14 protein-coding genes and 4 tRNA genes are annotated in these 13,561 nt (G+C 71.6%); 7 read left to right on the forward strand and 11 right to left on the reverse strand.

Annotated features, from left to right (window positions below):
* Positions 1 to 270: hypothetical protein (locus AB4Y76_RS15820; protein ID WP_441926963.1), on the reverse strand; the 270-nt coding region annotated here is incomplete at its 3' end.
* Here AB4Y76_RS15820 and AB4Y76_RS15825 point away from each other — a divergent pair.
* On the forward strand, positions 260 to 778 hold the full coding sequence (locus tag AB4Y76_RS15825) for a BACON domain-containing protein (RefSeq protein ID WP_441926965.1): 519 nt from the start codon (positions 260 to 262) through the stop codon (positions 776 to 778). The genes AB4Y76_RS15820 and AB4Y76_RS15825 overlap by 11 nt on opposite strands.
* Positions 779 to 784: 6 nt before the next feature.
* On the opposite strand, the gene AB4Y76_RS15830 is transcribed toward AB4Y76_RS15825, so the two are convergent.
* From AB4Y76_RS15830 to AB4Y76_RS15855, 6 genes are all read right to left on the reverse strand, one after another.
* Positions 785 to 1,405 (reverse strand): antibiotic biosynthesis monooxygenase, encoded by a 621-nt coding sequence (locus AB4Y76_RS15830; RefSeq protein ID WP_441926967.1) that lies wholly within the window; start codon positions 1,403 to 1,405, stop codon positions 785 to 787.
* A 106-nt stretch (positions 1,406 to 1,511) separates the two neighbouring features.
* On the reverse strand, positions 1,512 to 2,087 hold the full coding sequence (locus AB4Y76_RS15835; RefSeq protein WP_441926969.1) for an HIT family protein: 576 nt from the start codon (positions 2,085 to 2,087) through the stop codon (positions 1,512 to 1,514).
* A 4-nt stretch (positions 2,088 to 2,091) separates the two neighbouring features.
* Entirely contained in the window at positions 2,092 to 4,095 is a 2,004-nt protein-coding gene (thrS, locus tag AB4Y76_RS15840; RefSeq protein WP_441926971.1) for a threonine--tRNA ligase, read from the reverse strand.
* A gap of 81 nt (positions 4,096 to 4,176) precedes the next feature.
* Entirely contained in the window at positions 4,177 to 5,256 is a 1,080-nt protein-coding gene (locus AB4Y76_RS15845) for an NAD(P)H-dependent amine dehydrogenase family protein (protein WP_441926973.1), read from the reverse strand.
* 371 nt (positions 5,257 to 5,627) lie between these two features.
* Positions 5,628 to 5,699: transfer RNA gene (locus tag AB4Y76_RS15850), tRNA-Val, on the reverse strand.
* An 81-nt stretch (positions 5,700 to 5,780) separates the two neighbouring features.
* Complete coding sequence (locus AB4Y76_RS15855) at positions 5,781 to 6,242, reverse strand: PGPGW domain-containing protein (protein ID WP_441926975.1); 462 nt, start codon at positions 6,240 to 6,242, stop codon at positions 5,781 to 5,783.
* Between the two features lie 286 nt (positions 6,243 to 6,528).
* Between AB4Y76_RS15855 and AB4Y76_RS15860 the strand changes: the two genes are divergently transcribed.
* On the forward strand, positions 6,529 to 6,957 hold the full coding sequence (locus tag AB4Y76_RS15860; RefSeq protein ID WP_441926977.1) for an SsgA family sporulation/cell division regulator: 429 nt from the start codon (positions 6,529 to 6,531) through the stop codon (positions 6,955 to 6,957).
* Positions 6,958 to 7,032: 75 nt separating this feature from the next.
* On the opposite strand, the gene AB4Y76_RS15865 is transcribed toward AB4Y76_RS15860, so the two are convergent.
* Positions 7,033 to 7,866, reverse strand: coding sequence for an aminotransferase class IV (locus AB4Y76_RS15865; RefSeq protein WP_441926979.1), 834 nt, complete (start codon positions 7,864 to 7,866; stop codon positions 7,033 to 7,035).
* 149 nt (positions 7,867 to 8,015) lie between these two features.
* Between AB4Y76_RS15865 and AB4Y76_RS15870 the strand changes: the two genes are divergently transcribed.
* The 3 genes from AB4Y76_RS15870 to AB4Y76_RS15880 all read left to right on the forward strand — a co-directional run bounded on the left by AB4Y76_RS15870 (position 8,016) and on the right by AB4Y76_RS15880 (position 8,283).
* Positions 8,016 to 8,088 (forward strand) — tRNA-Gly (locus tag AB4Y76_RS15870).
* Positions 8,089 to 8,113: 25 nt separating this feature from the next.
* Positions 8,114 to 8,184: transfer RNA gene (locus tag AB4Y76_RS15875), tRNA-Cys, on the forward strand.
* A gap of 24 nt (positions 8,185 to 8,208) precedes the next feature.
* Positions 8,209 to 8,283: transfer RNA gene (locus AB4Y76_RS15880), tRNA-Val, on the forward strand.
* A 121-nt stretch (positions 8,284 to 8,404) separates the two neighbouring features.
* On the opposite strand, the gene AB4Y76_RS15885 is transcribed toward AB4Y76_RS15880, so the two are convergent.
* The 3 genes from AB4Y76_RS15885 to AB4Y76_RS15895 all read right to left on the reverse strand — a co-directional run bounded on the left by AB4Y76_RS15885 (position 8,405) and on the right by AB4Y76_RS15895 (position 11,593).
* Positions 8,405 to 9,286, reverse strand: a complete 882-nt coding sequence (locus tag AB4Y76_RS15885) for a universal stress protein (RefSeq protein WP_441926981.1) — start codon at positions 9,284 to 9,286, stop codon at positions 8,405 to 8,407.
* A 79-nt stretch (positions 9,287 to 9,365) separates the two neighbouring features.
* A complete protein-coding gene (locus AB4Y76_RS15890; protein ID WP_441926983.1) occupies positions 9,366 to 10,739 on the reverse strand; it encodes an MBL fold metallo-hydrolase RNA specificity domain-containing protein in 1,374 nt (457 codons plus the stop codon).
* Positions 10,736 to 11,593, reverse strand: a complete 858-nt coding sequence (locus AB4Y76_RS15895) for a universal stress protein (RefSeq protein WP_441926985.1) — start codon at positions 11,591 to 11,593, stop codon at positions 10,736 to 10,738. The genes AB4Y76_RS15890 and AB4Y76_RS15895 overlap by 4 nt, the downstream gene beginning before the upstream one ends.
* Before the next feature lie 416 nt (positions 11,594 to 12,009).
* Here AB4Y76_RS15895 and sqr point away from each other — a divergent pair, with 416 nt between their 5' ends.
* Positions 12,010 to 13,245, forward strand: coding sequence for a type III sulfide quinone reductase, selenoprotein subtype (gene sqr, locus AB4Y76_RS15900; protein ID WP_441926987.1), 1,236 nt, complete (start codon positions 12,010 to 12,012; stop codon positions 13,243 to 13,245).
* Positions 13,242 to 13,556 (forward strand): TusE/DsrC/DsvC family sulfur relay protein, encoded by a 315-nt coding sequence (locus AB4Y76_RS15905; protein WP_441926989.1) that lies wholly within the window; start codon positions 13,242 to 13,244, stop codon positions 13,554 to 13,556. Before sqr ends, AB4Y76_RS15905 begins: the two co-directional genes overlap by 4 nt.
* Positions 13,557 to 13,561: the final 5 nt, after the last annotated feature.

The raw sequence follows: 13,561 nt of genomic DNA on the forward strand, positions 1-13,561 counted from the left end.
GCTCTGGCCCGACGGCGACGACGTCGCGGCACCGGCGAGCGCCTCCCCCGCGCCCCCGTCGGACCAGGCGGGGCCGACGGACCAGGCCGCGCCGACGGAGGCGCCGACCTCGGCCGTCTCCGCCACGGCACCGGCCTCGCCACCCGCCTCGGTCGCCGCGCCGTCGGTCTCGGCGACCACCAGCGCCGCGCCCGGGACGCTCAGCACGAGCACCCGCGCCATCGACCTCGGCACGAAGAGCACCCGGAGCACCTTCGCGGTGACCGGCACCGGTGAGCTGCCCGTCGCCTTCACCGCGACGGCACGCTCGACCTGGCTGACGGTCTCCCCCGGTGCGGGCAGCCTCGACGGCGGCACCAGCCGGATCGTCACGGTGCGGGCGGACCGCAGCCGCGTGCCCGAGGGCCGGTCGACCGGCTCGGTGGTGCTGCGCTGGGCCACCGGCAGCACCACGGTGAAGGTCTCCCTGACCCAGGACCTGCCGCCGCGGGTCGGTGCCCCGGTCGCCTCCGCGGCACCGTCGTGCGGGACCCCCACGGTCACCGTGCGGGCGAGCGTCGCGGACGCGAGCGGCCTGTCCTCGGTGCGGCTGCGCTGGTCGGGCCCGCACGGTCCGGGCAGCGCGACGATGACGCGGTCCGGATCGCAGTGGACCGCGCCGATGGGCCCGTTCACGCTCGGCGGGACGGTGACCTTCCGGGTCGTCGCCACCGACCGGGCCGGTCACACCACGACCGGCCCGGCCCGCAGCGTCGAAGCAACGCCGTGTCCCGGCTGACCTGACTCAGACCAGCTCGGGGGCCCGCAGGTGGGCCATCACGAGCTCCATCTCGGCGACGTCGGTGAACTCGGCCTTGCCGATCGTCGCGCGTTCTGCCCGGAGGCCGGCCGCCATCTCCCGGGTCGCCGCCAACGACTCCGCGGAGTCGAAGCGGACGGTCCCGCAGGCCCGTCCGGTGGCGCGGTCGACCAGCAGGCTCGCGCTGCAGAACCCGTCGGTCTGGTCGAGCCGGGTCAGCACCGTGCCCTTGTAGAAGTCGATGGTCTCGTCGATCATCCCCGGCTCGGTCTGGAGCCAGGTGACCCGGCAGAAGCCGGTCCCTCCGGCCTCGTGCTCCCGGTGCATCACCGCGAGCTCCCAGAGGTCGACGTACTGCGGCCCGCCCATGATCTCCGCCGCCCGCGTCCGGTGCGGACTGACCATCTCCTCCGTGGCCCGCATGGCCTCCTCGGTGGCCCACGAGGTCGTCGCGATGCAACGCCCCGTCTCCCGGTTGACCAGCATCGACATGCCGATGCAGCCCTCCATGCCGGTCACCACCGGCATCACCTCGTCACGCACGTACGCGATGCCGGCATCGATGCTGCCGGGGTCGCCCATGACCGTCGTCGAGCGTGCAAACATCAGGCTCTCGCCTCCCTCCGCGGCGGCGCCCCGCTGGCGTCACCGGTCACGTCCACATTCCTCGCGGTCGGGGACGGGGGCAACCCCCGGAGTAGTCAGGCGGGAGTCAGTCGCGGGGCCAGGCCTCGGCGAGCAGCGACCGGGTCTCGGTGAGCAGCTGCGGCAGCGGCTTCGTGCGCCCGATCACCGGCATGAAGTTGGCGTCGCCGGACCACCGCGGGACCACGTGCTGGTGCAGGTGCGCCGCGATGCCGGCCCCGGCGACCGCGCCCTGGTTCATCCCGAGGTTGAACCCCTGCGCTCCCGAGACGGCCCGGATCGTGCGCATCGCCGTACGGGTGAGGTCGGCGACCTCGGCGGTCTCCTCGACGGTCAGCTCGGTGTAGTCGGCGACGTGCCGGAACGGGCAGACCAGCAGGTGGCCGGAGTTGTACGGGTACAGGTTGAGCACCACGTAGGCGAGCCGGCCGCGGTGCACCACCAGTCCCGCCTCGTCGTCCAGCGCGGGGACGCGGCAGAACGGGCACTCCTGCGGGCCGTCGCCGCTCGGCTTGCTCTCGCCCCGGATGTACGCCATCCGGTGCGGCGTCCAGAGCCGGTCGAGCTGGTCGGGCTCGCCGAGGCCGTCCTGGTGCAGGACGGGTTGCTGCTCCTCCGCCTGCCCGTCGTCGTCCGGCGTCACCGGGTCAGACCTGGACCCGGTCGGCGACGGCCTGGACGACGCGGGCGATGGCCTCGTCGACCGGGACGCCGTTGTCCTGACGGCCGTCGCGGTAGCGGAACGAGACCGCGCCCGCCTCGACGTCATCGGCACCGGCGATGAGCATGAACGGGACCTTCTGCAGCTGGGCGTTGCGGATCTTCTTCTGCATCCGGTCGTCGGAGTCGTCCACCTCGACGCGCAGGCCGGCCGCCTTCATCTTCCCCGCGACGTCGTACAGGTAGTCCGCGAAGGCGTCGGCGACCGGGATCGCCTGCACCTGGACCGGCGCCAGCCACGGGGGGAACGCGCCCGCGTAGTGCTCGACGAGGACGCCGAAGAACCGCTCCAGCGAGCCGAACTTCGCGGAGTGGATCATCACCGGCTGGTGCTTCTGGCCGTCGGCGCCGTTGTACTCCAGGCCGAAGCGCGCCGGCTGGTTGAAGTCGTACTGGATCGTCGACATCTGCCAGGTGCGGCCGATCGCGTCGCGGCACTGCACCGACACCTTCGGGCCGTAGAACGCCGCCCCTCCCGGGTCGGCGACCAGCTCGAGCCCGGACTCGAGGCAGACGTCCTCGAGGACCTTCGTCGCGACCGCCCAGTCCTCGTCGGAGCCGACGAACTTGTCCGGCTTGGAGTCGTCGCGGGTGGAGAGCTCGAGGTAGTAGTCGTCGAGGCCGAAGTCCTTGAGGAGGCCGAGCACGAAGTTCAGCAGGTGCTTGATCTCCCCGGGCGCCTGCTCGGCGGTCACGTAGGAGTGCGAGTCGTCCTGGGTCAGGCCCCGCACCCGGGTCAGGCCGTGCACGACGCCGGACTTCTCGTAGCGGTAGACCGAGCCGAACTCGAAGAGCCGCAGCGGCAGCTCCCGGTAGGACCGTCCGCGGGAGCGGTAGATCAGGTTGTGCATCGGGCAGTTCATCGGCTTGACCATGTAGTTCGAGCCCTCGAACTCCATGGGCGGGAACATCGTGTCCGCGTAGTACGGCAGGTGACCCGAGGTGTAGAAGAGCTGGTCCTTGGTGATGTGCGGCGTGCCGACGTACTCGAAGCCCTCCTCGATGTGCCGCTGCCGGACGTAGTCCTCCATCACCCGCTTCAGCACACCGCCCTTGGGGTGGAAGACGGCGAGGCCGGAGCCGATCTCGTCGGGGAAGCTGAACAGGTCGAGGTCGCGGCCGAGCTTGCGGTGGTCGCGGCGCTCGGCCTCCTCGATCCGGTGCAGGTGCTCGTCGAGCGCCTCCTTGGACTCCCACGCGGTGCCGTAGATCCGCTGCAGCTGCTTGTTCTTCTCGTCCCCGCGCCAGTACGCCGCCGCCGACCGCATCAGCTTGAAGGCGGGGATCCGCTTGGTGGTCGGCAGGTGCGGACCGCGGCAGAGGTCCTTCCAGGCGACCTCGCCGTTGCGGTCGAGGTTGTCGTAGATGGTGAGCTCACCGGCGCCGACCTCGGCGCCGGCGCCCTCGGCGGCCTCGGCGGCCGAGCCCTTGAGGCCGATCAGCTCGAGCTTGTACGGCTCGTCGGCGAGCTCGACCCGGGCGTCGTCGTCGTTGGTCACGCGGCGGGAGAACTTCTGGTTCTCCTTGATGATCTTGCGCATCCGGGTCTCGATCTTGGCGAGGTCCTCGGGCACGAACGGGGTCTCGACGTCGAAGTCGTAGTAGAAGCCGTTCTCCACCGGCGGGCCGATGCCGAGCTTCGCCTCCGGGAACAGGTCCTGGACCGCCTGGGCGAGGACGTGGGCGGTCGAGTGCCGCAGGATGTCGCGGCCGTCGCTGCTGTCGATCAGCACGCCCTCGATCGCGTCGCCGCCGACGAGCTCGTAGGACAGGTCCCTCAGAGCGCTCTCCCCACCCTGGCCGACCCGGACCGCGATCACGTCGGGCGCGTCCTTGAACAGCTCCCACGCGCGGGTGCCCGCGGCCACCGTCTGCTCCGTGGTGCCCCCGTCGCCGGCTGGGCTGATCACGGTGACGAGTACGTCGGACACAACGGCTCCTGCGGGGATGCGGGGGTGGATGGGCGTTCGCGGTGATCGTATCGACGCGGACGGCCCACCGCCCCACCGGTTTCAGCCGCGCCGGGCTCCGAGCCGGCCCACCGCGGGGCGCAGCGGCACGTCCAGGGCGTCGTACAGGCCGGGCTCGGCGGCGACGAGCCAGTCGATGGCTCCCACCAGGCGGCCGACCGCGGTGGCGTTGCCGCCGTCGGCACGGTTGCCCTTCTCGTCCGTCGCCTCGACGCTGACCTCGATCCGCGGGTTGCCCTCGATGATCACCCGGTGGGCGCCGTCACCGGTCGGCGGCAGCGGCCAGTCCGGCGCACAGGAGGCATGGATCCGGGTGACGTGCTCGACGACGATCCGCGGCTCGCCGGCGACGATGCCCTGGACCTCGAACCGCAACGCCCCCTGGGTGCCCGCCTCGAAGGTCCCCATCGCCGCCGTCTCGACCGTGCGCTCCAGCGGTCGACGCTCGACGACCTCCCTGATGTCGTCGAACTCGACCGCCAGAGCGCGCGCGATCATCCGCACCTGCCCGCCCCACACCATGGTGGGGACCGTCGCGGCGATCATCGGGGCGTCGTAGTCGAGGGGCTGCCCCATGCCCACCAGGAACCGGACCGAGTCCTCCTGGTCGTAGGTGGTGTAGTCGAAGATCTCCTGGCACCGGATCACGTCGACCTCGGTCCCCAGGCCGCTGATCAGGATCGGCAGCACGTCGTTGCCCCAGCCCGGGTCCACCCCGGAGGCGAACAGCGAGCCGCCGCCGATCGCGACCGCGGCCGCGACCGGGTCCCGGACCTCGGCGGGCGCGTTGCGCTGGTCGTAGAGCGCGTACAGCGCCGGCGTCACCACCACCGCTCCGGCGGCGATCGCCCGGATCACGTCGGCCAGCGCCTCATCGGGCCGGATGTCCCCGGAGGCGGCGTAGACGACGGCCTGCGGGCGCCCGGCCAGAACGGCGTGCACGTCGTCGGTCGCCGCCACCCCGAGCTCGCGGTCCAGGCCCGCGAGCACCCCGGCGTCGCGGCCGACCTTCGGCGGGTCGTGCACCACGACCGCCGTCAGCTCCAGCCCGGGATGAGCGTCGACAGCACGGATCGCCGCCCTGCCGACGTTGCCGGTGCCCCAGACGATGGTCGAGATCATGGGCAGGACCCTAGACGTGATCTGCAACACGTTCTAGTACCCGGGAGGGTCGGAAACGCAGAAGAGCCCCCGGTGTCCCGGGGGCTCTTCGTCGGTGGGCGATACCGGGTTCGAACCAGTGACCTCTTCGGTGCCAACGGCAGAGCCGCGCTACCACCCACAGAGCAGCCCGAACACGTTCACCGGAGCGAGGAAACAGAAGAGCCCCCGGTCTCCCGAGGGCCCGTCGTCGGTGGGCGATACCGGGTTCGAACCAGTGACCTCTTCGGTGCCAACGGCAGAGCCGCGCTACCACCCACAGAGCAGCCCGAACACGTTCACCGGAGCGAGGAAACAGAAGAGCCCCCGGTCTCCCGGGGGCTCTTCGTCGGTGGGCGATACTGGGTTCGAACCAGTGACCTCTTCGGTGTGAACGAAGCGCGCTACCACTGCGCCAATCGCCCGACGTGCGGTGCGCGGGAAACATTAGCCCATCACCGGCCGGGGTTTCACATCGGCCGGGTGGGGCGGTCCCGGGGCCGGTTTCACATGCCCGGCAGGTCCGGCACGAAGCCGAGCACGGACTGCAGCTTGTCCCAGCCGGAGACGGCCCAGTCGGGCCAGTCGGCGACCAGCAGGTAGCCGAGCACGATGCCGGCGACGAGGACGACGGCGACCGTGGTGAGCACGATCCGCTTGCGTCGTACGGCGGGATCGAGCGCGTCGGCCGCCTTCTTCGCCTCGACCAGCTTGCGGCGGGCGGCCTGGACCCAGCGGTCGGCCCAGTCCCACTCGGTGGCGAGGATGGCGAGACCGGCGACGATGCCGACCAGCCCGGGGCCGGGCGTCACCATCATCACCAGGCCGGCGGCGAGCACGAGGCTGCCGACCACGGTGACCACGATCTTGGTGGCCAGCGAGAGCGCCCGGTTCCGGTGCAGGTGGCGGTCGACGCGGGTCCACCAGTGCTCGTGGTGGGGTTCGTCGTGGGTAGGCGAGTCAGGCACGCCGACAGCCTGCCAAACGCCTCCCGCGAGCGCAGGATCCGGGCCCGGATCGGCGTCCGAAAGTGAACATTTGGTGCGGAAGTTCCACGTTTCGAACCTGGACTAGACCAATCGGGTCGTGAAGTAGACCACCCGTCTGATTTTCCTAGACCACCCCACCGGAAACCCCATGAAATCGGGCACATCGGTTGCATCTCGCGCCGTCACAAGCAAACTCATACCTGTCGCGCTGGGGATTTGCGGGAGGGCAAGTTCCATCAGACGTGGCCATCTGAAAGGCATGACGATGCAGAAGGAAATCACTGCACAGTCCATCATCACCGAAGCGATGCGGATGGAGTTCGTCGACGCGGAGGGACAGTCGACGCCCCTGGACGCCGAGTTCGAGTTCGACCCGGCCGACCCGTTCGCGGTGACCATCCTCTTCAAGGGTGAGCCGGTGCCGGTGCGTTGGACCTTCGCACGCGAGCTGCTCATCGAGGGCTTCTACGAGCCCACCGGCGACGGCGACGTGCACGTCTGGCCGTGCCTGAGCGCCTCGGGTCGCGCCGTCGTCATCCTCGAGCTGATCTCCCCCTCGGGCGAGGTCCTCATCCAGGTGAGCTCCCGCGAGCTCTCCACGTTCATCCACCGGATGGTCGCGATGGTGCCGCCGGGCACCGAGTCCGACCTGTTGGACCTCGACGCGACGGTCGCCGCGCTGTTCGCTGCCTGAGACAGACTTCCCTGGCCCGCCCATCCCCCGTGGCGGGCCAGGGCTGTTTCCGGACCCTTTCGCAGGCCGTCGGCCTCAGGGGTCCGAACTCTCGGCCGCGCGAGCGGCCCACGCCGCCATCGCCGCGGCGGTGACCGGCCCCGGTGCCGGCAGGTCCCGCCCGTCCAGGCGGCGTACCGGCTGCACCTCGCGGGTGGTCGACAGCAGGAACACCTCGTCCGCGCGGTGCAGCACGTCCATCGGCTCGTCGGCCTCGACCACGTCGCACCACTCCAGGGCGAGCCCGCGGGTCACGCCGGCGAGGCAGCCCGAGGCCAGCGACGGCGTCCGCGCCTGGCCGTCCACGACGTAGCAGACGTTGGACCCGGTGCCCTCGCACACCTCACCCCGGGTGTTCCCGAGCAGCGCCTCGTGCGCGCCGCGCTCCTGGGCCCACGCCAGCGCCACCACGTTGTCCGCGAACGACACCGTCTTCACCCCGGCGACCGCGCTGCGCTCGTTGCGTGCCCAGGGCGCGATGACGACAACCGCGCTCTCCGGCTGCGGCGCGCCGGGGGCGGCCGCGACCACCAGGCTCGGCGCCCCCTCGCCGCTCCCGTGAATGCGGCCGGAGCCCATCGGCGCCGGGCCGGCCGTCCAGGTGATCCGCAGCCGGCCGCGGGGCAGGTGCTCGGCCGCCAGTACGTCGGCGACGGCCGCGCGCACGACGCCGAGGTCCGGGGCCGGCAACCCCATCCGGGCCGCCCCCTCGGTGAGCCGCGCCAGGTGCCGGGTCAGCGCGAACGGAACCCCGTCGCGGACCAGCAGCGTCTCGAACACGCCGTCCCCGACGGTGAAGCCGTGGTCGTCGAGCCGGAGCACGGGAGTGGCCGGATCGTCGAGCAGAGCGCCGTTGAACCACACATGCATGCCCTGACCCTAGGGCGTGGGAATGACACGCCCCAGAGCGGTTCATGAGCGGTGTGAGGTACCCGACCCGTCTGGGAGGGGGTCCGAATTGGACGCGGGCGAGGCATCCGCTATGGTTCTTCTCGCACCGCCGGAAACGACAGTGCGAAGCGGACGTAGCTCAGTTGGTAGAGCGCAACCTTGCCAAGGTTGAGGTCGCGAGTTCGAGCCTCGTCGTCCGCTCGGAGAAGTAAAGCCGAACCTCCACGGTGGGTTGGCCGAGAGGCGAGGCAACGGACTGCAAATCCGTCTACACGGGTTCAAATCCCGTACCCACCTCGAAGATTTGAAAAGCAGCACCCGGGGCGATTGGCGCAGCGGTAGCGCGCTTCCTTGACACGGAAGAGGTCACTGGTTCAAACCCAGTATCGCCCACCAGGTAACCGCAGGTCAGAGGCCCTCACGAGGGCCTCTTTCCCATTCCGTGCTCCGCGAACGGCCGCTCGCCCTGTGGCGGCCGTCGCGACCGGGATGCTGTCGCTGCGCAGCAGCTCCCGGATCAGCCCTGCGGCACGACGGCCACCGCCGTCGCGGCGTGCTCCAGCACGTGCACCGCGATCGAGCCGACGAAGGCCCGCGCGGGGTGCCGGCCGACGACGACCAGCTCCATCCCGTCGGCCAGGTTGATGAGGCCGCCGGCCGGGGTTCCCCAGATCACCGACCTGTCGACCGCGACGTCGGGGAACTTCTCCCCCAGGCCCGCCAGCGACTCGGCCAGCGCGAGCTCGCCCTCCGGGTACCGCGGACTCTCCGGTTGCAGCTCGCGTGCCGGGCCCACGCCGGCCGGCCCTTCCCAGACGGTGTGCAGGACGGTCAGCGGCGCGTCCAGCTCGGAGGCCTGCCGGTAGGCGAACTCCAGCACCGCGAGCGAGCTGGGCGACCCGTCCGCGCCGACGAGCACGCCCTTCCCCTTCGACCCGTGCCGGTGCGGGCGCACGACGACGACCGGGCAGGCCGCGTGCCGGGCCACGGCGACGCTCACCGAACCGAGGAGCAGGTCCCGGACGGGGCCGTGGCCGCGGGACCCGAGGACCAGCACGTCGGCGCGCTCGGCCGCCTCCAGGAGGACCGACCTCGGGTCGACCCGGGTCAGCAGGCTCTCGACCCGTCCGGGGGGACGGTCGGGCGCGACGCGGGCCATCGCGGTGTCCAGGACCGCCTGACCGCCCTCCTCGATCTGCTGCACGTACGACGTCGGGTCGATCCGGCTCTCGTAGACCCAGGCCAGCATCGCGGCGGTGTCGTCGAGCGAGTGCACCAGGACCAGGTCCCGGCCCTCGCGCTTGGCGTAGGCGGCCGCCCAGTCGAGCGCGCGGTCCGACTCGCGCGACCCGTCGACCCCGACCACCACGGAACCCACAGAGATCTCGTTGACGTCCATGACTCCACCGTCGCCCCGTCGGGGGCCGCGCGGCAAGGCCGAACGCCCCGCGCCTGGGGGTCGTTCGGCCCGCGCCGGGTCAGAGGAGCACGCGCTCGCCGAGCCGCGGCACGACGGCGCAGAGGCCGAGCTCCTGCTCGATCCGCCGCGCCAGGTGCGCCGACGCGTCGGCCTCCCCGTGCACGACGTACACGGTGCGCGGCGGCTCCGGGGCACTGGCGATCCAGGCGATCAGCTCGCCCGCGTCGGCGTGCACCGAGAAGGTGCTGTCCTGGACGATCTCGGCCCGCACCGGCACGTAGCGACCGTGCATCTTCAGGACGCGGGCACCGTCGAGCAGCTGCCGGCCACGGGTGCCGATCGCCTGGTAGCCGGTGAGGACCACGGTGTTGCGGCGGTCCGGGAGCTGTTCGCGGAGGTGGTGCACGACGCGGCCGCCGGAGGCCATCCCGGACGCCGACACGATCACCGAGGGGCACGCCGGGTTGTTGATCCGGGCCGACCCGAGGGCGTCGTGGACCAGGTGCAGGTCACCGGGCTCGAACTGCGCGGACGCCAGCCCGGTGCGCATGCCACTGCCCGGCTCCCGGGTCGCCTTGCGGTAGATGTCCAGGGTCGTCAGCGCCATCGGGCTGTCGACGTAGATCGGGACCTCCGGGATCCGGCCGCTCTCGCGCAGCGCCCGCAGCCGGAGCAGGACGAGCTCGGTCCGGTCCACGGCGAACGCCGGGATGAGCACCGAGCCGCCGCGCCCGACGGTCCGGGTGATGGCGCCGGCCAGCACCGCGTCGTCGGGTTCCTCGTGCACCCGGTCGCCGTACGTCGACTCGACCACGAGCGCTCCTGACGCCAGCGGGGCCGCCGGCGGCTGGAGGAGCGGGTGGAACGGCCGGCCCAGGTCGCCGCTGAAGTGGGCCGACCCGCCGTCCACGGCGACGTGCACGGTCGCGGAGCCGAGGATGTGGCCCGCGGGCAGGAACCGGGCGACGACGCCGGGGGCCGCCGCGACCTCCTGGTCGTAGACGACCGGCCGGAACAGCCGGATCGTCTCGGTCACGTCCGCGGTGTCGTAGAGCGGCAGCGCGGGGCTGTGCCTGGAGTAGCCGGCCTTGTTCGCGAACGCGGCGTCCTCCTCCTGGAGGTGGGCACTGTCGCGCAGGACGACCTCGGCCAGCGCCGCGGTGTACGGCGTGCAGTGGATCGGGCCCGCGAAGCCGCCGCGCACGAGGCGAGGGAGGTACCCGCAGTGATCCAGGTGCGCGTGCGTGAGCAGCACGGCGTCGACGGAGCCCGGGGCCACCGGGAAGTCGCTCCAGTTCCGGCGCCGCAGCTCCCGGACCCCCTGGTACAGGCCCGCGTCGACGAGCACCCGGGAACCGGAGCCGTCGATCAGGAACCGGCTCCCGGTCACCGTCCCGGCGGCGCCGAGGAAGGTCAGGCTCGGTCCCGTCATCGTGCTCCCCCGCCCTCGTGGACGATCGCGACGGAGCAGTGCGCGTGGCGGACCACGTCCGCGCTGACCGATCCCAGCAACGCGCCGGCGACCCCGCCGCAGCCGCGGGAGCCGACCACGACGAGTGCCGCTTCCCGGGACGCCTCGACCAGGGCTCGCGACGGCTTCTGGTCGACCTCGCTGAGGACCAGACCCGGACCGCGCGCGGCACCGAGGGCGAGGACCCGTTCGCGCACGCCCGCGCGACGCGCGCAGACGGCGGCGCGCAGCTCCGGCGCCGGTTCGACCTCGTCCCAGTTGTCGAACCACTTCTCGTGCTCGGGGCAGTAGACGACCTCGACGTCCGCGGCCGCCGGCGCGACCGAGAGCGCGAACTCCAGCGCGGCGATGCTCGACCCGGACCCGTCGACGCCGACGACGACCTTCGCTCCGGACGCGGGCTCGTGGGCCACCACGACCGGACAGACCGCGTGCCGGGTGACGTGGTGACCGACCGAGCCCAGCAGGCCTTCGAGGACGGCACCGCGGAACTCGCGGCCGATCACCACGCAGGACGCGGTCCGGCTCTCGTCGACGAGCACCGATGCGGGCAGGCCGTCGCGCACCACCAGCTCGACCTCGGCGACTCCTGCCTCGTCGAGCCGCTTCCGGGCCGCCTCCAGGCGCCGCTCGGCGAGCTCACGGGTCCAGGCGTCGGAGGACGACGAGAGCGAGAACAGGTCTCCGCGTGCCGTGACGACCCGGAGCGGACGTCGCATCCGGGCCGCGTGCTCGACCGCCCAGTCCAGCGCCCGGCCCGCGTCGGGCGAGTCGTCGAACCCGACGACTACCGGCTTCTCGTGATCGGTGTCCATGTCCCGAGCATCGGCGTCGCGGACGATCCCGGGCCAGAGCCGGTACGGCCCGTCCGGGGGTGACCAAGGTCCCCTGCGGCCTCACCGCCGCCGAGGCCGTGGCCGCTGGACCCACCAGCGGCCACGGCAGAGGCGACCAGGCCAGCGCTGCGGCGTACGAGCGCGGACCTGGCGCGGGTCCCGGCGACGTCGGCACCCACGAGATGGGGGATTCCGTCGGCTTCGTCCGTCGTCGAGGGGGACAGCACAGCCATTGCGGCAGGGGGCGGACACGGCCGAAGGTCCTTTTCCGGTGGGACCATCGGCGGGGTCCCGGAAACGGCCCCTGAAGCGGCCCGTCCCGGCAGGACGTCCGGTCCCCCACCACCTGCCGTTCGGCCCTGCTCCGCGGCCGGTGCACGGACGAGGCTGAAGGCATGAGCAAGCTCGTCGTCCTCGGCGCCGGAACTGCCGGCACCATGATCGTGAACAAGCTGCGCCGCCGCCTCGGGCCGGACTGGTCGATCACCGTCGTCGACCGTGACGACCGGCACCACTACCAGCCCGGTTATCTCTTCGTCCCGTTCGGGCAGTACGACCGCGACGACATCGTGCGGAGCCGGCACCACTTCATCCCCGACGGCGTCGACCTGGTCCTCGAGGAGGTCGAGCGCGTCGACGCCGAACGCTCCCGGGTCGTCCTGGCCGACGGGACCGAGCTGCCCTACGACCAGCTGGTCGTCGCGACCGGCACCACGCCCCGTCCGGACCAGACGCCCGGCATGCTCGGCCCCGAATGGCGCCGCAGCATCTTCGACTTCTACACCCTGGACGGTGCCGAGGCCCTGGCCGCGGCGCTCACCGGGTTCGACCACGGCCACCTCGTCGTGCACGTCTCCGACACCCCGATCAAGTGCCCGGTCGCTCCGCTGGAGTTCACGTTCCTGGTCCACTCCTGGCTCCAGGACCACGGAGTGCGCGACCGGGTGAAGTTGTCCTACGTCACGCCCCTCGACGGCGCCTTCACCCGTCCGGTCGTCTCCGAGCTGCTCGGCGGGATGCTCGCGGAGCGGGACGTCGAGCTGGTCGCCGACTTCCTCGTCGAGGAGATCGACGGCGAGCGCAGGACCCTGGTCTCCTACGACGGCCGCGAGGTCCCGTTCGACCTTCTGGTGACGGTCCCGGTGAACATGGGCGCCGACTTCGTCGCCCGCTCCGGCCTCGGTGACGAGCTCAACTACGTCCCCGTCGACAAGCACACCCTGCAGTCGACGTCGTACCCGAACATCTTCGCCGTCGGCGACGCCAGCAACATCCCGGCCTCCAAAGCAGGGTCGGTGGCGCACTTCGCCGTCGACGTCTTCGTCGACAACTTCCTCGAGCACGTCGCCGGCGTGCCGATGACCGGCTCCTTCGACGGGCACGCGAACTGCTTCGTCGAGACCGGCGACGACAAGGCGCTGCTGATCGACTTCAACTACGACACCGAGCCGCTGCCGGGGAAGTACCCGCTGCCGGTGGTCGGGCCGCTCAGCCTGCTGCGGGAGACCCGGGCCAACCACGTCGGCAAGCTCGCGTTCCGGCACGTCTACTGGAACGCGCTGCTCCCCGGCCGGCCGCTCCCGCTGCCCGCACACATGTCCATGGCCGGGAAGGAACGGAGCACACCATGACCACGACCACCATCGAGGGCCGCAGCGTCCACGTCGATGCCGAAGGCTTCCTGACCGACCCCGCGGAGTGGGACGAGGGCCTCGCCACCGCCCTGGCGACGCAGATCGGGATCGCGCTGACCGACGAGCACTGGAAGGCGATCCGGTTCCTCCGCGCCGACTACGCCGCCCAGGGCGAGACCGCGACCCTGCGACGGATCTCGGTGCAGGGCGGGATTCCGACCAAGCAGCTCTTCGCCCTGTTCCCGCAGAAGCCGGCGAAGAAGCTGGCCTACGTCGCGGGTCTGCCCAAGCCGCACGGCTGCGTCTGACCCGA

This window comes from Marmoricola sp. RAF53, assembly GCF_052114005.1.
Taxonomy (GTDB): domain Bacteria; phylum Actinomycetota; class Actinomycetes; order Propionibacteriales; family Nocardioidaceae; genus Marmoricola.

Bases quoted from the DNA above. Each gene is read 5' to 3' on its own strand.
- AB4Y76_RS15830 (WP_441926967.1), bottom strand. From the start codon at position 1,405: ATGTTTGCACGCTCGACGACGGTCATGGGCGACCCCGGCAGCATCGAT.
- AB4Y76_RS15845 (WP_441926973.1), bottom strand. From the start codon at position 5,256: ATGATCTCGACCATCGTCTGGGGCACCGGCAACGTCGGCAGGGCGGCG.
- AB4Y76_RS15860 (WP_441926977.1), top strand. From the start codon at position 6,529: ATGCAGAAGGAAATCACTGCACAGTCCATCATCACCGAAGCGATGCGG.
- AB4Y76_RS15865 (WP_441926979.1), bottom strand. From the start codon at position 7,866: ATGCATGTGTGGTTCAACGGCGCTCTGCTCGACGATCCGGCCACTCCC.
- AB4Y76_RS15885 (WP_441926981.1), bottom strand. From the start codon at position 9,286: ATGGACGTCAACGAGATCTCTGTGGGTTCCGTGGTGGTCGGGGTCGAC.
- AB4Y76_RS15890 (WP_441926983.1), bottom strand. From the start codon at position 10,739: ATGACGGGACCGAGCCTGACCTTCCTCGGCGCCGCCGGGACGGTGACC.
- AB4Y76_RS15895 (WP_441926985.1), bottom strand. From the start codon at position 11,593: ATGGACACCGATCACGAGAAGCCGGTAGTCGTCGGGTTCGACGACTCG.
- sqr (WP_441926987.1), top strand. From the start codon at position 12,010: ATGAGCAAGCTCGTCGTCCTCGGCGCCGGAACTGCCGGCACCATGATC.
- AB4Y76_RS15905 (WP_441926989.1), top strand. From the start codon at position 13,242: ATGACCACGACCACCATCGAGGGCCGCAGCGTCCACGTCGATGCCGAA.